Below are 19,544 nucleotides of genomic sequence, written 5' to 3'. Positions count from 1 at the left end.
ATTTACTAGTTTCCGGACAACCTCTAACACTTCTAATCTGCTAGTTTTCGCCTTAAAAATTCTTAATCTCTTTCTTATCAAACTTAATTTTACCTTCTTTTCCTCACTGATTTCCTTAGCTGCTTTTGATTTTAGCCATATTGCTGTTTTGTTTAATGCACTCACCGTCACTTTTTCCACTTTTTTCCTTTCAGCATCTATACTTTGTATAATACTACCGGTGTTAATACGCATTTGACGCTCGAATTTTCCATACCATTCCTGAATTATCTTGCAGCGGTGGAGAATATACTTTATATTTACGATCACCTATAACAAAAATATCTCCTACCATTGGCCTCAGTAAATCAAAAACGCTTACCTCAAAAAAAATCATCCCTCCCACAAATTGTCCTTCACCAATCTCGTATAATTTATCTGGCTCTTGCTTTAACACCTGTACCATATATGACTTATCCTTTGATTTATATAAAGCCACTTCTCCTAAATGGGCAAAACAATCTTCTAATAATCGCTTAATATTCTCTTGCATATTTCTTTTTGATATACTAACCTTTACATGCTAAGAAAGCGCATACCGGTAGAGTCGTTCTGTGCCTCACCACCTTGTAGTTACTCTACCAGTATTGTTATGCTGCAACGATCTTGACCAAAACGGCCGGGCGGTGGCACATTGGCAGAGGATTTGACTGCGTATGTAAATCGTTCCCTCTATCAAATCTTCTTGGCTCTTGTTTTGCATAGAGTGGCTGTCCGAGAGTATTCACCGTCTCATTAAAGTCTGCTGGTGCAAAATATGTTGTAAACGTGCTTGCTGTTCCTAGTGGAAAACAGTGCCCTGTATCTTTCTCAATAAATCTTCTAACCGTTCCTTCAGGGTCAGTTGCTTGCCCTCTATATTCCTCAAACGTTATGCCACAAAATGTAAACCCTGACCTCATATCATTTCGAAGTGCTGCTCCTTCTTGCCATCTTTCATATGCTTCTTTTACTTTTGCATGAGAAGTTAGTGCATCAAAAAACTCAGGGCTTACCAAGGCATGAATTCCAGTCATATATTCACCACTTAGGTTATCTTCTATATGCCGCAATACTTCCAGACACTTACGTTTTACATCAGTTGTTGCTGTTCCAAGGGCAAAATTTACTACTTTTGGTGTTATTTCAAATTCGTTGTACAGATTTAATAATTCTGACCCATCAGCATCTAAAATTATTCCCTTCAGCGCTCCCATTCGCAAATGCTCTAATGTTATTGCATGTTTGTTTCTCATTAGCTGTAAATGGTCAGTTATTACGTCTGCTAGCGCTTTAAGTTCACTTTCTGATCCAAATGCCCTTATTCCCTGTACTTCCTCTGGTAACACTACATCATCATGCGGAATATGTGGAATCGTAAATGTTCTTACCTTTCTTTTTCCTCTTTTTCCTACTGTTGCTGGCGCCCCTGGTACTTGCGTTGGTAATAAACTTAATACTCCGTTGTGTTCTTCTATGGTAATATGTCTAAATCTTACTGACCTACTTGGAAACAAATTTAGATTTTCAACTCGTCCATAATTTATCGGCAATATATTCATCGCATTTGTTAGTGCCGTCATGCTAAATGCTGTATTTGTAAATGGATTTTGCATTTTTTCTCTCCTTTTTTTCCTATTAATTTTAGTTAAATTCCCTTGCGGACAATGATCCCTCGTGCTTCAAGTTGCTTTATTGCTGCAGCTTTCTGCTCTTCAGTGATATTTGCTGGCCACACAACCGCATGATCTGCTAGTATTGCACAACGAGTAATAATTACTGCTTTAGCATTTTCTGTCGCATTTACATCACTTACTACTGCACCTATCGCTGTTTGTGTACCATCTGTGGCAGTTGGATTTATTATCTTAACCATGCTATCTTTATCGAGAGCTACTACTGTACCAAGCTTTAGGTTCTGCCCTTTTGCTACTGTTATCTGATCTCTTGAATATAGACTTGATGCCTCATACTTTAATAAGTCACCCAGATTATTTTGTTCGCTTATACAACTCATAAATTTCTCTCCTTAACTGCTTACCGCCGCTTTTATCAATGCTATATACGGCGGTTATAAAAATACTTTAACTCCTACGACTTTTCGCTACCTGCATCATCAATTCTTCTCCTGAATTCTGTGGTATTGCACTCAGTATCTCTGTCTTCTTTGTTCTCTCTGCAAGTAATTCCATTAAAACTTCCCTAGCTTGCTCAACACTTACACTTTGCTCAATAAATTCTCCTATCTTTTCTGGCATCTTCGATAAATTACATAAACGTATTAATTCAAGAACTTCAGTACGATACTTGGTTAAATTATCAGTTTCTAGGTCATTTGTAATTTGTTCATTCATAGTAATACTCCTGTTTTTATTAATAGATGAAAGAATTGTCATTCCGTCTGCAAGGCCTATTTCTACTGCTTTCTCCCCAAAATATAGCCCTGCCTCTGTTGATCGAATCTTTTCAATTGAAAGACCTCTGTTCCTTGCTATTAGCTGCAAAAACATTTCATATAGTCGGTCTACTTCTTTTTGTAAGCTTCCCAGACTTTCAGACGTCATTGGCTCATGTGGGTTTAAATCATTCTTTCGACTACCAGCAAAGATTGTGGTGTACTTAATACCTTGCTTTTCATCAAATCTACTTTGATCTATATGACTTGCTATTACTCCAATACTGCCAACACCAGAAGTTCTGCTCACAAATACCTTCTCAGCGCTTGAAGCTATAGCATATGCAGCAGAGTATGCATCATCATTTGCTATCGCTATTATCCTCTTTTTTGCTCTTGATTCATAAATAAAGTCAGCTAGGTCAAATATACCGTTTACCTCTCCTCCGGGGCTATCTATTTCCAGCATAATTGTCTCTATGCTACTATCTGCTAATGCTTGTTTGATTTGTTCTTCTATTTGCTCATATGATGTCATCCCGAGCATTTCATCAAACGCACCTGGTTTTTTAGTCAAGATTCCATGTATTGCTATAATTGCAGTTCTTTCTACGTTACTTTTGATGGAGTGCTTTATGTTTTTAAACGTGGGATGTTTTTGATTGTTTAATGACAATAGCTCAAAACTCCTTGGTTCAAGCATTAATGGTTTTCCTAAGAGCATCATAATCCTTTACAATCAGAGTCAAACATTAAGTTGAGACTATTTGCACGTTTTTGATCTTCTGCTATTTCTTGATCTATTTCTTCAACATCGTAACCCATTTCTGATACTACTTCCGATCGACTCTTAAATCCATTCCTTACTGCCATTTGCTGCGATTGCTGGTCTTTCAGTGGATCCACCCAATCAAATCCCTGTGGTATCCATTTTACTTCTTCTTTCGCTGCTTTTACTACTTTTTCATCTATACTCAGTTCTCCACAAAGCACTGCTAATTCTAGCCATCTATTCCAAATAGGTCTACAAAACTGGAACACTATCACGTTATGCTGTAACATTGCGCACCTTCTGCGAAACTCTATCAACCCTGCCCGAATGGATGAATAATTAACGCTTGTTAAATCTCCTGTTAGCTGCTCATATGTTATTCCTGTACCTATTGCTATTGCCCTCAGTTGCTGTCTTATAAACGCTTCATAACTTCCTCCAACATCTGACGGCTCTGAAAATTTTATGTCTTCTCCTGGGTCTAAAAGCTGCATTGTTCCAGGTTCCAGGCCAGATAGTGCTACTCCTTGCTCACTTGCTTCACCTTCTCCCATGATATTTGCTTCTGGATCAAGTCTCGTAATAAATCCCGCAAACATTGCTGCAGTCTTTTTTCGTACTAATTCTGCATCATCATATTGATCAAGTTCATAGAGCTTTAGCAGTATACTCGAAAGCCATGGCTCTCCTCTAATTTGCCCAGGTCTTAGTGGTCTATAAATATGTAAAACATCATTTGCTGGTACTCTTACTGATTCTCCAAATGAGCCTTCGCCTGGATGTTCTCTAAATAAGTAATATGCTTCTCTTTGCCCAAGCTTGTTAAACTCAATCCCGTTTCTTATTACATTACCATTTGCTAAAGTTTGATTTGTTTTATTGTCTAAATGTTCAGACTCAAGTACTTGCAGTTGTAGTGGTACAGAAAATCTATCCTCTAGCTTTCTCGTTCTTAAACGTATAAAACATTCTCCTCCCTCTATCATACTTCTGCATACTAGAGCTTGTAATCCATAAAAATCACTTACTCCGTTACTATCTGCTTCATCTGTCCATCTTAGCCATAATTCTTGTACTTTCTTTCGAAATTCTCCATCTCTTGCTTTTGATTGCGGTTTTATTCCTGTTCCAATAGAGTTACTTACTATCGTATCAATTATATTTGCAGCGTAAGGATTTTTTCTCACCATATCACGTGATCTACTACGTAAAGTTTCAAGGTTTTGAGACAGCAAATTGTTTATATTTCCTAACTCTGGTTGAAAGTGAAAAAATCTTCTTCCTGAGCCTGCTGCATCCCACGCTGAGCTTTTTATCTTTGGTTTGTTAAATAATTGCTTGAAGGTTTTTAGCAGCATTTATAAAATTCCTTTATTGGTTGAAAAAATAATCTTTCTCTTTGGCTTCATACCTGCAACTTTTAACTCAGCCTTAATTCGTTGTCTTAAATTCAATAAATCATTTATTTGAACTTCCCCGTACCCCACAACATGGTCACCATAAGCAATTGATACCACTCGCTCCCCGTTTTGTAGTTTCTTTATCGCTTCTTCGACTTGAATTAAATACTCTTCGTTGTACATCTTACTTCTCATTCAACCATTTGCTTTGTCTCACTTTTTTAGGTTTTTTGCTTTCTGGTTTTTCACTTAAACTATTCCATTTACTCTCTGGCCATCTGTCTATTCCCAGTGCTATCGATGCTGCTCTTGCATAAATTCGGCAATCTAGTAGTTCATTTCTTTCTCTTACCTTTTGCCACTCTTGTTTGGTATATCCTTTTACTACTTTGCTGACTAATTGCTCTGCCGTTAGCTGCTTAAAATACTCAGATGCATACTCGGGAAAATGACAATACCCTGGCGGTGTTTCTTCACCTTCTTTTAAAATATTAAGTAATTGAAAAAGCTCTGACTTTAATATCGATACTCCGACTGGCCAGAGCTTTATTCCTCTTTTCAGCTTTTGCCCTCCAACTGTTATATCTACTCTACTTGGGCTGCTCAGCGGCACTAGTGCTTTATTTACACCTTTCACTGCCATTACTCTTCCAGACCCTTGATGACTTCTCACCCAGTTGTAAACTTCCTGCGTTGCATACCCTGCATCAACCGCCATCATACTTATCATATATTCAAGCCCATTTTCACCAATAAAATGATGATTGAGGAGCTCCGAAAGCTTTCCCCATACTTCTCTACTTCCTGTATCTCCTTCAAATACTCGGTAATCTATTGACCAACTTTCACGACTTTTTCCCCATGCTACAACTTCCACCTCTAGACGATCTTTTTGGACATCTACTCCTGCAGTAAGTACCACTTCTCTCCTTGGTACTGTGCCAATCTGAAAAAATTCTCTCCTGTTAAATAATTGCTTCCAATCAGGTACTTCTCCTTTATCTACCCAGGTTTCTCCAAGCGTAGTATTTATCCATACTTTTAGTAATTGTTCACTTTCTTTTGCATGGAGAAAATCCTCCACTGCTTGAGTCCAGCTATACCAGCCTACTGGACTATAAAGACTTGAAAGATGAAATCCTTTTTTCTCACCTTTCATTGGATTTGTAGCTCTCCATTCTCCACGTTCAAGCATCTCTGTCTTTTGATGATTTTCTATCTTTTCACCACATTCTATACATATATAGTGTGCTGTACTTGGATTTTTATCTTCCCATTTTATTTGTGACCATTTTAGAACTTGATAGTAATTACAATACGGACAGGGAACAAAAAAATATCTCTTATCTGTTGCTTCAAATTCTTTCTCAATTCTGCTTATTCCATGAATCGTTGGTGTCGATACTAAAAAAATCTTTCGCCTTGCAAATGTATTAGTTCGAGCAATACTGAGCAGTACTGGATCTCCTTCTCCTCCTGAATCTCCTGGGTAGGCATCTATTTCATCAAGAAAGAGATATTTTACTGGCATAGATCTCAGTCCTACACTACTATTCGCTCCAGTTATTACTACTATTCCACCTGGAAACTCCTTACTTTGTACAGTATTCCCTGAATCTCTTGACCTTGGGTCTTTTACTTTACTTTTTAAACATGGTGTACTTTCAATCAGTGGCGCAAATCTTCCTTTTGACCAACGCTTTCCCATTTCAACTGTTGGCTGTACTACTAACATTGGACCTGGTGTTTGATCTATAATATAGCCAATCCAATTATTTCCTGCTTCTGTTCCTCCAATCTGCGCTCCTTTCATGAATACTACTTTTTCTGCAGGTGAAGACGGAGATAGTGAATCCATGATTTCTTTTAAATAAGGAGTTCTTTCCGTTCTCCATTTACCAGGTTCTGATGCTGCAGTTGGCGCTAAAACTCGATACTCATTCGCCCACTCTGATACTTTAAGCTCTGGATCTGGTCTTAAACCTTCAGAAAAAGCTCTAGCGTATATCATTGTCTGCATCTACTCATAATTGGTTCTATCTCAATATTGTTAACAGTAGAGTTTATTCCTCCACACTCCTCCAATTCCATAAACATCTTTTTCTGAAATTCGTTTTCTATATATCTTTTGCTCATCTCACTTATCATTAGTGCTATAATAAGCGCAAATATCCCTGTTATTGTTGCAAAAATGATTGCACTGCTTATTGTTGTTGCTGTTAACCCTATACATACCGCTATTGCTACTGCACTTACTGAGGTAAAAACACAGATCACATTGTTGTATTTTCTTACTTTTGCATCTCTATGTTCTATACACCTATAATAAACTGGTACAGACTTGCCTATCTCGTCTGGTAATTTGATGCTCTTTTCTTTAAATAAAGTTTTTAGCAACTCTAAATTATTTGACTTGATTGCTAAGTGCAGAACAGGTGTATAATTTGCTCCTTTTGTCAGCAATAACTTTACTACATGTAAATGCCTTTTTTCTGCAGCAAGGTAAATCGGTGATAGACCTTTATTATTTGAAATATCAATATCAATTTCTTCTTTTAAGATAGACTCTACAATCTCAATTTCTCCTCTTTGTGCAGCTAAATGGAGTAGACTATTCTTTTCAGAACCGTATTTATTACTCATCAAAGCCTTCTTTATCTCAGGTTTAGCGTAATCAAATGGTGTCTTGCCGCTATCGTCTTTTACCAGAGGGTCTATATCTTCTCGTGTTAGTAAAACCTCTATTGTTTTAAGTCTTTCAGCGTAATGTAGTGGCGTTTTATTTTCGTAATCTTGTAAATTGACTTGAGCATTAGGCTCCCTTATTAAGCATTTGAGAATATCAAGACATAAGTCTCTTTCATCGTAATTAGTATTACTTACAGCTATATGAACAGGCGACAATTTCATTGAGTTTTGTCCTACACGTGCGCTATTTACATCTGCTCCTAGCTTTAGCAGTAACTTTACTATCTCCAACTTTTTGTTATTAACTGCATAGTGCATCGGTGTCTGATTTCGTGCATCAAAGACATCAATTTCAGCGTTTCCTTCTTTTACTAAAATTTTAACAACATTTCCATGTCCTATGCCTGCTGCTAGATGTAATGGCGTATGATGCAGAGCATTTCGTACATTAACGTCAATACCTTTTCCTATCAAATATCTGACTGCATTAACTTCACCTATCATTGCAGCTAAATGAAGTAAACTATCTTGTTCTGACCCGTATTTGTTATTAATTAGCGCTTGTAATATTTCTGCTTTTTTCTCTTCTTTGGCGTAATCAAGAGATGTTTTGCCATCATTATCTTCTACAAAAGGATTGATATTCTTTTTTGTGAGTAGCAGATCCACCATGCTTAATTCATCAAACTCTATAGCGCAATGCAGTGGAGTTTTTCCGTTTAACCCTCTGACATTAACATCTAATCCAGGTTGATTGATGAGGCACTTTATTAACTCCAAACTTAAGTTATCAGCCATTTTATATTCAAAATCTTTTTTATATTTGAAATTTAGTATTAGATAATTCTTGTAATGAGTTTGTAATCTCTTCGGTTAGCGCCATATGAATCTTTTCAGTGTCACTCAGTGATGCAAGCAGTGCTGAAACTCTATTCGGAATATTAAGCAAATTATTACGTACAACTCTTGCTACATTAAATGCTTCGCGCTTTACTTCCTCTAATGCTACAAGTTCACCAATCTCAGCTTTTGCCTTTGCCTCAAGCAGTTTACCTCGTTCCATTTCATTTTTTATTCGAGTTTTTAGCAACATCGTGGAAAGGTTACTTGTATTTTCGTTTTCTGGATTTTTCCTCCTCAGTGGCTGACTTGGATCTCTTATTGCTGCTACCGCTTCATTTGCTTGCTCTCTATTGATCAAATCATCCTCCAACTCAACTATTCCTTTTTTTACTAAATAACAGACATATTGCTTTGATACTCCTATCTCTCTTGCCCATTCTGTTTGTGTGATTTTCACTTTTTTTTCTCCTCTCTCTTGTTTCTACGAATTTTCTTCTTGAATCTCTGAAAAGGTTTTGCCAGTATCAGCAATTTCCTACCTGTTTATACTTGCCGGCGTCTTAGAGATATTTTACTAATATAGAGCGAAGTACTCCGGTTTATAGCTGCTTTCTTTTTACATAGTGAAATTTGGCTATTTTCAACTAATACTATAAATTGCATCTTTGTAGTTATGAGATTCAACCACTACTTGCTCTAGCGTTAAACTGCTGCATTTGGCATCTTTACTATGGTTTTCTTCAAGCACTTTTGTCCTTGCTTCCTTTATTTCCTCAATGAACTTTCCATTAACTTTTTCTGGTTCAATTCTTTCCTCACAATATACAAGATTTGTGCAATTTGTTTTTCTGTAGTAATGTACTCCAAGGAATATCACTGATAGTGCAAGTATACTCGAGCCTATAAGTAGTGATAACCCTACGTTATTAATCAAAGCGTTCTGGTAAAACTTCTGTACACTATTAATATCACCTTCTACATACAGTAATAAAGGCAATACTATATTTGCAGCAACCAAACTGCTTAATAATGCTGTAAATAATGGCCTATCTTTGATTACTGATTCTACTTTATTTCTTCTACTAATGACTTTGTCGTCAATATTAATGAAGTTGTTCTTACCCTCCCAAGCGTTAAGTGTAAAATGCGAATGAGTACCATTGCCGTATTCCAGTTTGACTGATTTTATTACTTTATCTTTTGGTTGATACTTTAGCACCTGATTCAAAGTTTCATTCGCATTCTTTCCCCCTATTTGACACTCTTCAGTATCTCTAAATTGCTTTATTCCACAAAATATCGGACTAATTGCAACCAATAATGCAACAGCTAGAATTGGTATAGTTACATAGATGACACTGTTTGCAAAAAATGCAATAAATTGTGCTTTATCCTGTAAATATACCAAAGCTGCAGAAACGCTAAGTGCAACAGCAGCTATACCGAAAATTATAAATTCCTTCTGCTGCACTGCATATTTTACTCTTGGCAAAATTCTATTTGTTTTCTTTTCTTTTTTAATTAACGGGGTTTCTTCATTATCACTTTTTTCTGATGAGCTAGTTGAAAGTGTAACTGGACTATCATGATTTAATGACATATTCTCCCATCCTTGATTGCCACAAGACTCACTCATTTCTGTTACTTGAGAATTTGATCTTGTCATCTCTGCACTTCTACTGTCTATTCCACTATCACTTCCTTCCAAACTCTTTTTTAAAAATTTTGTATTCAGATCTACAGGTTCACCAATTATATCTTCTGATCCTTTCTTAATTGATGTTTCTTCAGAATTTGACTTTTCCATCTCCGGACTTTGATCGTTTATTTCACCATCTAAACCTCTTTTCGAGAATTTTTTATTTTTGTCTATAGTTGCATACATAGGTTCTCCTATAGCTTCTTGCTCATCACATTTTTCTCCATTTAATTGGAAAGAAGAATGTGGTAGCTTTGGTGGTGCAATATTCTGAATAATACTCAACCGATGATTTTCTGCTGTTCTAGGTGAAGGTGGAGCTACATTTCTAATATTGTCCTTCTCCAACATTCCATTCCTAGGTAACGGCTTTGGTTTATCTCCTAATTCTTTATCCTCTTCCTCTTTTTGCATTTCTTTTGTATTGTCTATTTTGGGGTTGGAAGATGTGTTGGATGCTGCCTCAAACTGATCAAGAGAATACGGACGGTTATATTCTATTCCATTTGCCTCACAAACTGCATTAAATTCGTCCTCTATGTCTTTACCATCATCAAATACTAAAGAAGAACAACTCACTGAAAAATCAGCACCTGCTTCGTCTATTTTTGCTGTAATACTGCTATCGCTACTATTGCTAATCACATTTAAAGAAGCTAGTTTGCATTCAGTGTTCAGGTCAGGTTCTTGCTTCGTACCTTTTTCAAACAATTCAATTCTCTCCTTAACAGATAGTGTAGAATTTGAAACATTATTTTCTACTTCTTCAGAAAACGATGCTTCATTATTTGTTTGCGACGTTACTACTCCAGCTAACGTCTTTTCTTGATTCATTGAGTACACCACATTTAATCCAAAGTTATTTGTTACGCTAAACTCATTAAAATACGGTATATACCAGTAAATTAATATTACAACTACCAAGGCTTACTAAATTTCTGTTTGCGTTATCTTTTCCACTTTTTTCTTACTGTTTTTCTTCTTGAATCTCTGAAAAAGTTTTACCAGTACCAGAAAGAATTGCTTCCCTACCTGTGTACACTTGCCAACGTTTTATGGTTACATCTACAAATTTTGAATCTAGCTCTATTGTCCTACAAATTCTTCCTGTTCTCTCACATGCAATCAATGTGCTACCAGAACCACTAAATGGATCAAGTACGATATCTCCTGATCTACTGCTATTAACTATTGCTCTTTCCATTAGCTCTACTGGCTTCATTGTTGGATGTAGTGTATTGTGCGTTGGCTTATCATAAAACCACAGATCACTTTGATTTCTTCCTCCATGCCACTCACGTTTATTGCCGCTTTTCCATCCATAGAGCATTGCTTCGTATTGTCTTTGATAATCTGATCTGCCTAGCGTAAAGTGATTCTTTGCCCAAATGATAAATGTTGACCATTTTCCTCCTGCCTCTTCAAATGCTTTTTGCAACGTTGAAAACTCTGATGATGATATGCAAATGTAAATTGCACCTTTCGTATATGCTAAAATATGGGAACAGATATCGTAGAGAAAAAGTTCGTACTTTTCACCTTGATTATCGTTTAATATTTTTTTATCTTGGCTACCACCATAATCAACATTATATGGAGGATCACAAACAGTAATGTCTGCCATTTTATCATCTAACAGCGCTTTATATGATTCAACTACAGAGCTATCACCACAATAGATTCGATGATCACCTAAAATCCAAAGATCACCTGGTTTTGTTACTTTTTTGTCATCAATAGCTAAGTCAGAAAGATCTTCTTTTTCACTATCTAAATCATCAAGGAAATGTTGAACTTTTTCTAATTCAAATCCTGTCATTTTAAGGTCAAACTGCAAATCTTCTAGCTCTTGAATTTCTACCTTTAAAAGATCATCATCCCACTTTGCCCAATTAGCTGATTGATTTGCCAGTAATCGAAAAGCTTTAGTTTGTGGTTCATTTAAATTATCACTTAAAACCACAGGAATACTTTCTATACCAAGTTTTCTTGCTGCTTTCAGTCTTAAATGACCATCAACCACAGTGCCATCGCTTTTTGCAACTATTGGTATACGAAAGCCGAATTCCCTGATTGAAGCACACATTCTGTTGACTACATCGTCATTTTTACGCGGATTACGCTCATATTCGACCAGATTTCGAGTAGGATAGTAGTGGATTGCTAAATTCATATCTTAATAATTAAAAAGTTAATATTCAAAATATCTCTGACGCTAAAGAAGGCCTGAGGTCAGCACCACCAAACCCGCCATTATGGCCGAAAGGACCCACTTTTTATGAGCTTATTAATATCTTTCCATAACATAGAACATCAAAGCTAAAGCATCTGCTTGATTATCATCTCTAGGTGAAAAACTTTTTTCACGTATCGCTTCAATAACTTCACTCTTACTTGCATTACCTTTGCCTGCTATAAAGCGTTTTATAGTTTTAACATTAACACCTTTGTATGGTACGTGATGTTCTTCACACCAAGCAGACAGCACTGCAAGAAAACCACCATAGCAATGAGCTGCATCAGTTCCTAGATGTCTTCTTACTTCCTCAAAATACACTGCAGAAATGTCTTTCAAAGAATTAAGCCAATTACGAAAATTTAAGAAGCACATACCGCCTCCACTGAAACGACTACCATGAAAGCCTTTGCTTCCACTTTCAATTATTCCATCTGTTAGAATTGCCCAGCCCGTTTGCTTGCCAAGGTCGAGTGTTAGGATTGACATTTTCTTTGTGTTTGAAGCGTATAGAGGTAAACTAACCTCGTTGAAACAATGCCCTTCTATTATATATATACCGGATTTCTTACTACTTTTTCCGGGATTTTCTAAAAAAAAAGTTAAAATAATTTCAAAACTGCTCACCAGCTAAAGAATAAAGTAGATAGTTCTCTATTTTTAGAGTTTTACAGTTGCTTGTCTTTTTTACAAATAACCTATATGCTACTTGAAGTAAGGTAGAGTAGATATGATAATAAATGAAAACGAAATTTTATTATATACAACTCCAGATGGAGACGTGAGAATTGATGTTTTGTATCGAGATGAAAACATTTGGCTTACACAAAAAAGAATGGCGGAGTTGTTTGATGTTAATATTAGAACAATTAGTGAGCATTTACAGAACATATTTGCTAGTCAAGAGTTAGATAAAGATTCAGTTATCCGGATTTCCCGGAATACTGCTGAAGATGGTAAACAGTACCCTACACAATTTTATAATTTGGATAGCTATTGGTTATCGAGTTAATTCTAAAAAGGCTACATCTTTCAGAGTATGGGCTACAAAAATTTTGAGAGATTTCATCATCAAAGGATTTGCATTAGATAGCGAACGGCTAAAAAACGGCCTAAAGTTTGGCAAAGACTACTTCAATGAATTACTTGAAAAAATCAGGAGCATCCGAACGTAGGTTTTACCAGAAGATTACCGACATTTATGCTGAATGCTCTGCAGACTATGATCCAAATTCAGAAATAACAAAACAATTTTATGCAAAAGTACAGAATAAATTATATTGGGCGATTTACGGCTTGACTGCAGCAGAGCTATCGAGTTGATCATAAAAAACCACATATGGGACTAACTACTTGGAAAGATGGTCTAGGTAATAAAATTCATAAGAGTGATGTAAGTGTTGCAAAAAACTACTTGACTGAAAAAGAATTAAGTGAACTAAATCACATTGTCTCAATGTATCTAGATTATGCAGAACTTCAAGCAAGAAAGCATCGGCTAATGAAAATGCAGAATTGGGTTGAAAAGTTGGATGCATTTCTATTGTTCAATGATTATGAAGTACTTAAAGATGCTGAGTGCTGAAGTTGCAAAAGCTCTAGCTGAAGGAGAATACGAAAAGTATAGAGTTATACAAGATAAATTACATGAATCTGACTTTGATGAATTAATTAAAGCAAGTAAAGAAAGTGAGAAAATAACTATAACAAAAACCAGCTTGTAGTTGAGCTATCTGTGTTTGACATCTTGCTTTTGTTTTAATTTCAAGGGGGGTGAACCACCCTTTAGAAAGCCCTATCTGCCAATAAATAGTGAAAACATAAATCTTTGTCTCCATTATACGAGATAAAATTAGAGACGTAAATAAATAAATTTTGATCTTTGTCTCCATTTTAAGCGGTACATAAGTTTTAGATGCAGAAAAAGCTCAATAGAAAAAAATGATTCATTTCTGTAATTTTAGACACCTATGCCTAAAGAACAAACAAATCATATCCTCTTTTTCCGGAATACTCAATAAATTGGCTGAAATCTTGAACGGAATACATATTGTAATTTAATTGTTAGGACATTTATATTATAAGCAAAGCAGAAATTTAATAACTAAAGGAGAAAACCTATGTTTTAAAGCTAGCCACAACTTTTAAGCAAAAAAATACTCCCCTGATTAAAGATCGCTTATAAAACAACTCTAAACTCAACTAAAAGGTATTTTAATTAATCTTACTATCACGAAAGAAACTTACACATAAGTTTAACACGGTTTTCATGCCTTGTAAAGAAAATTTTTTAAAAAGAATTTAACGTTTCCTGTCTCAAATCCTTTTTTTTTAGAGAGCTATCTATAAGAGTTAAAAAATTAAAGAATAAATAAGAATGAAAAATATAAAATATAAATAGGGTATTATTATATACCTTATTTTTATTATTTATAATAATAGGGTTTTTCTCTAAACTAAGAAACACTCAAAATCAGCCAAGGAACAGCCTTTTATGATATTATAGTAGTTTGCTTGACTTGTAACCTTAAATTATGTTAAACTCCCCTACAGTAGCCCACTTCTCAGCTTAATGAGATTTCATTTTCCAATCTAAAATGGCTTAAACTGCCAAAAGTCTATATAATCTCGAATCTAAAGTACTTAATTCACAAATAATTATTATTAATAGTTTTACTAATATAGCATTTTTACGGCTACCTCTTATAGACGGAAAATCTCTCACCTGGGTATATTGTAAACACGTTAAGCTCTATTAAAGTTTAATAGAAAAATCGTAATAAAAAAAATTTTAGAGCAATTCATATTTCAAACCACATTTACAGTATATATCTGTTATGGAGGAGAAGAAAAGTAGTAGATAGCTTATTTGATTATGTAAGTGTCTCATAAGGAAAGTATAGTATATTTTGCAACATAATGCAGATGCAACTTATAGGTGGCCTTTTTGTTTAAAGTTAAAATGAAATTAAATTTTGTAATTTTTTTGAGGAGTGTAAGTTGAGAGCAGAGCTAAATTTTCAATACCACCATTGTCCTTTACAGAATTTGCGTTACCTGTTCATTTTTGTAATTTCAATGAAAAATTTTTAGAGCAAATCATATTTCGGACTGCATTTTTAGTCGTTAGAAAAGTAGGTCATTTAGTGGAGTATGAAAGCGGAGTTGTGCAAAATTTTTTAAAAAAGTGAACAGTTTTTAGAATTTTTGTGAACATATATAGTAAGGAAATAGTGTAAGTTTAAAGTCAGATGTTTTTATAATAAGGAGTAAACGTGTTTTGGAAAAATTTCCCTCACTTCCGGAAAGATCGATAAGGGATCCGGTATACTATAGTCAATGGTACAGAAATATAAGCATCTCTTGAGTTATGTTAATAAGTGAACTTAGTTTATGCAGTAAGCAACTGTTATAAATTTTCTAGCATATAGGTATATTTACTTATTAAAGTAAGCTTCAAAATGCAAATCATTTGGCAAACCTACCAAATAACCAGATGAACTTACAAAGAGAAATACAAGAAAATCAATACCTTAAGAGAATTTCAAATGGCAAATAAAATTTCATTTGGCAAAATTGCCAATCGGCTCCAAAGCTGCGTATATGTGGAGGTTTAACCAAAATGTTAAATGGCAAATTTCCTTATATATAATATATATTACATACTATAAATATGTAATATATCAATGTGACAAAATAGAAGCATTATGATTATTTAATAGGAAGTTGACATAGTGAGGAAAATATTGTAGAATTATATTAGAGTATTTTGTCTTAAAAGAAAGAAAACTCTAAGAGCCTTCAATCTTACCTTTACTGTAAACCTGAACTGACTTCCTTCACTTATTAATATATTTTTCAAGCTTTGCCAAGAGAACCACCTACTACATTTTTTACTTCATGATAAGAGAACAAGACCGCAACCAATACAGCCTTGCTCAAAAACCTTTCAAACACTTAACTTTAAAAGGAGCTTCAACCTATGGTACAAGATTTTTTAACTGATGTCAAAGAAAAAAATACTTTAAATTATGATTTTAACGACGCTGTCTCACATTTAGAACCATTAGAACAATTTGATGTAGAAGAAATAAAAAGACAACTATTATTAAACATCAGATCATGCCTTTCTTATTTATTTCCAAGAGGAACTTTTCATGGTGACAAATTTCAGATAGGTGATGTACAAGGTAATAAAGGCAAAAGCCTCAAAGTTGAATTAGCGTATGGCAAGGTCGGATTATGGATTGATTTTGCAACTGGGGACGGTGGTGACATTATTGATCTTTGGGCAGCTGCACATGGGAAAAACGCTAAAATAGAATTTGTTGAAGTAATTTCTTCGATAAGTGAATGGATAGGATGTAACAAGCGACCTACTAAAGAGCAAAAGAGAATAACTCAATGGGACTATCTCGATCAGGATAATCAGTTGATTGCCAGCAAATATCGTTATGATACTGCTTCAGGAAAAAGTTATCAACCATTTGATGCTAAAAAATCTACCTTTACTGCACCTGAGATCAGGCCTCTGTATAACATTCCAGGCATCACTAAATCTGATAGAGTGATATTGGTAGAAGGGGAAAAATGTGCTGAGCTACTCATAGAACAAGGGATCACTGCAACAACAGCAATGTTTGGAGCAAAAGCACCTATTGAGAAAACTGATTGGACTCCACTTAAAGGTAAACACATTATTATATGGCCAGATAACGATGATCCTGGAAAAGATTATGCTCAAGAAGCCGCAAAAAAGCTTTCTGGTTTTGGAGTTGCATCACTTTCTATTCTCAAGATTCCTCAAGATAAGCCAAAATCTTGGGATGCTGCAGATAGTGTGCTAGAAGGAATGAACGTTGAAGAATTTATCCTTAACAACAAAAGCCCTTATTCTTCAAGAAAGTCAAAAAGAATTGATACTACAGTTTGGACCAATATCCCTCCAGAAAGAAAGTGGGTTATTAAGGATTGGCTCCCTGTAGGAAGTGTTACAGCTCTTTATGGTGATGGTGGTGTTGGAAAATCTCTCCTTGCTCAACAATTAATGACAGCCGCTGCTTTTGGTAAACCTTGGCTTGGAATAGATCTGGAAAAAATAAAGACATATGGTGTGTTCTGTGAAGATGATGAAGAAGAACTTTGGCGTCGGCAATGCGCAATAAATGAATTTTATCAATCAGGTATGGAATCTTCTGATTTTCAGGATAATGTTGGCTTATGGTCACGAGCAGGGCACAATAATCAACTTATGGTTTTTAATAACAAAGATACTGGTCAATTAACTACGTACTTTCAAGAGTTACTTGAGGATATTGAATCGTTTCAGCCGAAGCTTGTGATATTAGATACAGCAGCAGACCTATTTGGAGGAAATGAAAACGACCGTTCTCATGTGAGACAATTTATTCAAGGTTGTTGTGGTCGAATAGCTCAAGCAATAAAAGGAGCTGTTTTATTACTTGCCCACCCTTCTGATGCGGGAATAATACGTAAAACTGGCACAGGCGGTTCAACAGCATGGAATAATACAGTAAGGTCTCGTTGGTATTTGACTAGACCAGATAAAGCTAATGCTTCTCCTGATGAGAGAATTTTATCGCGCAAAAAATCTAACTATTCGCAGTGCAATAACGGGCAAATGACACTTTACTGGAAAAATGGGGCATTTGTACATGACAATTCAGTTTTAAATTCAGAACCAATAATCAGAGATCAATATAGTAAAAAGTTGGATTTAGAACGGATGAGAAAACATGAGGTTATCTTGAATTTAATTCGCAGTAGCGCATATCAAGGTAATATTTATACTGCTGGACAATTTGCAAAGCGTTTTGAAGGAGAAGGGGGGCTTGGCAGTGAGCGCAATATTAGAGAAAGAATAAATAATCTTGCAACTCTTGGACAGATTAAATTCTTTCGTAATGCTGCAGGATATGGGACCAATTCTAAATATGGATTTCTTTGTGTGCAGGATATGGAATTTAAAGTTTCAGTAGGAGATAAAGTAGAGCACAAGTTAATAAAGCCAACACATTACTATCTACAAGCAAATGGTGCGGTCTTGCCTATTAAAGATTTAGATGTTTTGTGGTAATTTTTCAAAAAGTTTCTGAAAATAGCAATTACTTTTATTCAAATTTTCAGGATGTTGAGAGCATTTAAGAGGGGCAAGTGAGTTTTCTAAAAAACCTTCATACAAAATTTTCTTTACAATGAATAAAAATGACGATAAAATCATGTGCAAGTTTATTTTATACTAATAGAATTAGTATAAGTACATTTTATTCAAATTTTAAAGGGCATTACAGACGCTAAAGAGATACAATCGATTGGGTTGGACACACTCGCTTTAGAACTTAATTACAGGCTTTTTGGTGAATTAAGCAGTAGTTACCTTATTTCAAACAGAGTGGTCTAAGAGGTTTCATCAATAAAAACCATACTTGAAAGTAGCACACACTCAATTATAACTATGGGGCGTCTCTTTCTAAAATTTTACTTAAGAATTACTACAGATGCTAATTTAACGAATTTTGTCTGTTCGATGGTAGTTATTTTCCTCTAGAAAATCAAAGTGGACTTTACATCTTACTAATTATAAATTAACTTACTACCTAATCAATTCCTGAGTTATGTATGAGTAACATTTTGATAATATTAGCAGCAGGAAAGAGCAGTAGAATGAATTCTGAATATTCAAAAGCGTTGCACCAAGTGGGAAATCTTACTCTTTTAGAACATATAATTTCTAATGCAAAATCGCTGAGTCTAAAAAGCTTATCAATTGTTGTTAACAACTCCCTTCTAAAAGATTTAGAAAACTTTGATACTCTAAAAAGTATAATCGATCAATACAATATAAAACTAATAATTCAAGAAGATATTACAGGCACTGGCACTGCAGTTAAAATTGCTCTAGAAAATCTGGAGGAGTTATCTGATCAAGACATAGTTTTAATACAGTATGGAGACACTCCTTTTATATCTAGCGATACAGTTATGAAAATGACTGATTGTTTAAAGTATAATAATTTAGTTCTTCTTGGATTCAATAGTCAAGATGAACAATATGGAAGATTAGTAATTGATAATTACGGCAATGTTCAAAAAATCCTAAAAAATGGAGATAAAATGCTTCTTGCAAACTCTGGAATAATAGCTTCATATGCTAAAGATCTCTTTACCTTAGTAAAAGAAATAAAATTTAATAATTCGACCAATGAATATTGTCTTAATGATATAGTGCCCATTGCAGCAAACAATAACTTGAGTGTAGGTTATGTAGTTTCTGATGAAAGAGAAGCAATGGGAGTAAATAATAAGGAGGATTTGATTAAAGCCGAACACTATTTTCAAGAAAGAAGGCAGCCAACTTTTCTTTCATAATTACATTTTTTTATTCATTAATTTAAGTTGACATTTGTTTTATATTGGTTTTATAATACCTTTTGATTCTTACTTGTAAGATAATTGGTACGACAAATTTTCCT

The 19,544-nt window shown here is 34.9% G+C and carries 14 protein-coding genes and 2 pseudogenes; 3 read left to right on the top strand and 13 right to left on the bottom strand.

Annotated features, from left to right (window positions below):
- Positions 1–24 precede the first annotated feature (24 nt).
- From ABWU72_RS05545 to ABWU72_RS05485, 13 genes and pseudogenes are all read right to left on the bottom strand, one after another.
- Positions 25–234: pseudogene (locus ABWU72_RS05545) on the bottom strand (phage tail protein); the annotation flags it as partial.
- Positions 224–532 (bottom strand): hypothetical protein, encoded by a 309-nt coding sequence (locus ABWU72_RS05540; RefSeq protein ID WP_353283945.1) that lies wholly within the window; start codon positions 530–532, stop codon positions 224–226. The pseudogene ABWU72_RS05545 and the gene ABWU72_RS05540, both read right to left, overlap by 11 nt.
- Positions 533–629: 97 nt before the next feature.
- Positions 630–1,634 (bottom strand): major capsid protein, encoded by a 1,005-nt coding sequence (locus tag ABWU72_RS05535; RefSeq protein WP_353283944.1) that lies wholly within the window; start codon positions 1,632–1,634, stop codon positions 630–632.
- 32 nt (positions 1,635–1,666) lie between these two features.
- Entirely contained in the window at positions 1,667–2,035 is a 369-nt protein-coding gene (locus ABWU72_RS05530) for a head decoration protein (RefSeq protein WP_047759659.1), read from the bottom strand.
- Between the two features lie 67 nt (positions 2,036–2,102).
- A complete protein-coding gene (locus ABWU72_RS05525) occupies positions 2,103–3,137 on the bottom strand; it encodes a S49 family peptidase (protein WP_353284060.1) in 1,035 nt (344 codons plus the stop codon).
- Entirely contained in the window at positions 3,137–4,543 is a 1,407-nt protein-coding gene (locus tag ABWU72_RS05520) for a phage portal protein (protein WP_353283943.1), read from the bottom strand. Before ABWU72_RS05520 ends, ABWU72_RS05525 begins: the two co-directional genes overlap by 1 nt.
- Positions 4,544–4,768: a gpW family head-tail joining protein gene (locus ABWU72_RS05515; RefSeq protein WP_353283942.1), complete on the bottom strand. Its 225-nt coding sequence runs from the start codon at positions 4,766–4,768 to the stop codon at positions 4,544–4,546.
- Between the two features lies 1 nt (position 4,769).
- A complete protein-coding gene (locus ABWU72_RS05510; protein ID WP_353284059.1) occupies positions 4,770–6,596 on the bottom strand; it encodes a phage terminase large subunit family protein in 1,827 nt (608 codons plus the stop codon).
- Positions 6,593–8,071 (bottom strand): ankyrin repeat domain-containing protein, encoded by a 1,479-nt coding sequence (locus ABWU72_RS05505; RefSeq protein WP_353283941.1) that lies wholly within the window; start codon positions 8,069–8,071, stop codon positions 6,593–6,595. Before ABWU72_RS05505 ends, ABWU72_RS05510 begins: the two co-directional genes overlap by 4 nt.
- 19 nt (positions 8,072–8,090) lie before the next feature.
- Entirely contained in the window at positions 8,091–8,573 is a 483-nt protein-coding gene (locus ABWU72_RS05500) for a hypothetical protein (protein ID WP_353283940.1), read from the bottom strand.
- 183 nt (positions 8,574–8,756) lie between these two features.
- Entirely contained in the window at positions 8,757–10,649 is a 1,893-nt protein-coding gene (locus ABWU72_RS05495) for a hypothetical protein (RefSeq protein ID WP_155968597.1), read from the bottom strand.
- Between the two features lie 133 nt (positions 10,650–10,782).
- Positions 10,783–11,988 carry a DNA modification methylase gene (locus tag ABWU72_RS05490; RefSeq protein WP_353283939.1) on the bottom strand — a complete coding sequence of 402 codons (1,206 nt, stop codon included), beginning with the start codon at positions 11,986–11,988 and terminating at the stop codon, positions 10,783–10,785.
- A 114-nt stretch (positions 11,989–12,102) separates the two neighbouring features.
- Entirely contained in the window at positions 12,103–12,540 is a 438-nt protein-coding gene (locus ABWU72_RS05485; protein ID WP_264376397.1) for a Holliday junction resolvase, read from the bottom strand.
- A gap of 241 nt (positions 12,541–12,781) precedes the next feature.
- On the opposite strand from ABWU72_RS05485, the pseudogene ABWU72_RS05480 reads away from it, so the two are divergent.
- From ABWU72_RS05480 to ABWU72_RS05470, 3 genes and pseudogenes are all read left to right on the top strand, one after another.
- Positions 12,782–13,775: pseudogene (locus ABWU72_RS05480) on the top strand (virulence RhuM family protein).
- Between the two features lie 2,258 nt (positions 13,776–16,033).
- Positions 16,034–18,148: an AAA family ATPase gene (locus ABWU72_RS05475; RefSeq protein WP_353283938.1), complete on the top strand. Its 2,115-nt coding sequence runs from the start codon at positions 16,034–16,036 to the stop codon at positions 18,146–18,148.
- Positions 18,149–18,690: 542 nt separating this feature from the next.
- Positions 18,691–19,440 carry an NTP transferase domain-containing protein gene (locus ABWU72_RS05470; protein ID WP_338482456.1) on the top strand — a complete coding sequence of 250 codons (750 nt, stop codon included), beginning with the start codon at positions 18,691–18,693 and terminating at the stop codon, positions 19,438–19,440.
- Positions 19,441–19,544 lie beyond the last annotated feature (104 nt).

The organism is Wolbachia endosymbiont (group A) of Lypha dubia, assembly GCF_964028575.1.
In the GTDB taxonomy this organism is placed as follows: Bacteria; Pseudomonadota; Alphaproteobacteria; order Rickettsiales; family Anaplasmataceae; genus Wolbachia; species Wolbachia pipientis.
The sequence above is the reverse complement of the archived record's forward strand: the minus strand, read 5'-3'. Positions and strand labels throughout refer to the sequence as shown.

What these genes read in the sequence shown, in the direction of transcription:
- ABWU72_RS05540 (WP_353283945.1), bottom strand. Translation starts at nt 532, where the DNA reads ATGCAAGAGAATATTAAGCGATTATTAGAAGATTGTTTTGCCCATTTA.
- ABWU72_RS05535 (WP_353283944.1), bottom strand. Translation starts at nt 1,634, where the DNA reads ATGCAAAATCCATTTACAAATACAGCATTTAGCATGACGGCACTAACA.
- ABWU72_RS05530 (WP_047759659.1), bottom strand. Translation starts at nt 2,035, where the DNA reads ATGAGTTGTATAAGCGAACAAAATAATCTGGGTGACTTATTAAAGTAT.
- ABWU72_RS05525 (WP_353284060.1), bottom strand. Translation starts at nt 3,137, where the DNA reads ATGCTCTTAGGAAAACCATTAATGCTTGAACCAAGGAGTTTTGAGCTA.
- ABWU72_RS05520 (WP_353283943.1), bottom strand. Translation starts at nt 4,543, where the DNA reads ATGCTGCTAAAAACCTTCAAGCAATTATTTAACAAACCAAAGATAAAA.
- ABWU72_RS05515 (WP_353283942.1), bottom strand. Translation starts at nt 4,768, where the DNA reads ATGTACAACGAAGAGTATTTAATTCAAGTCGAAGAAGCGATAAAGAAA.
- ABWU72_RS05510 (WP_353284059.1), bottom strand. Translation starts at nt 6,596, where the DNA reads ATGATATACGCTAGAGCTTTTTCTGAAGGTTTAAGACCAGATCCAGAG.
- ABWU72_RS05505 (WP_353283941.1), bottom strand. Translation starts at nt 8,071, where the DNA reads ATGGCTGATAACTTAAGTTTGGAGTTAATAAAGTGCCTCATCAATCAA.
- ABWU72_RS05495 (WP_155968597.1), bottom strand. Translation starts at nt 10,649, where the DNA reads ATGAATCAAGAAAAGACGTTAGCTGGAGTAGTAACGTCGCAAACAAAT.
- ABWU72_RS05490 (WP_353283939.1), bottom strand. Translation starts at nt 11,988, where the DNA reads ATGAATTTAGCAATCCACTACTATCCTACTCGAAATCTGGTCGAATAT.
- ABWU72_RS05485 (WP_264376397.1), bottom strand. Translation starts at nt 12,540, where the DNA reads ATGTCAATCCTAACACTCGACCTTGGCAAGCAAACGGGCTGGGCAATT.
- ABWU72_RS05475 (WP_353283938.1), top strand. Translation starts at nt 16,034, where the DNA reads ATGGTACAAGATTTTTTAACTGATGTCAAAGAAAAAAATACTTTAAAT.
- ABWU72_RS05470 (WP_338482456.1), top strand. Translation starts at nt 18,691, where the DNA reads ATGAGTAACATTTTGATAATATTAGCAGCAGGAAAGAGCAGTAGAATG.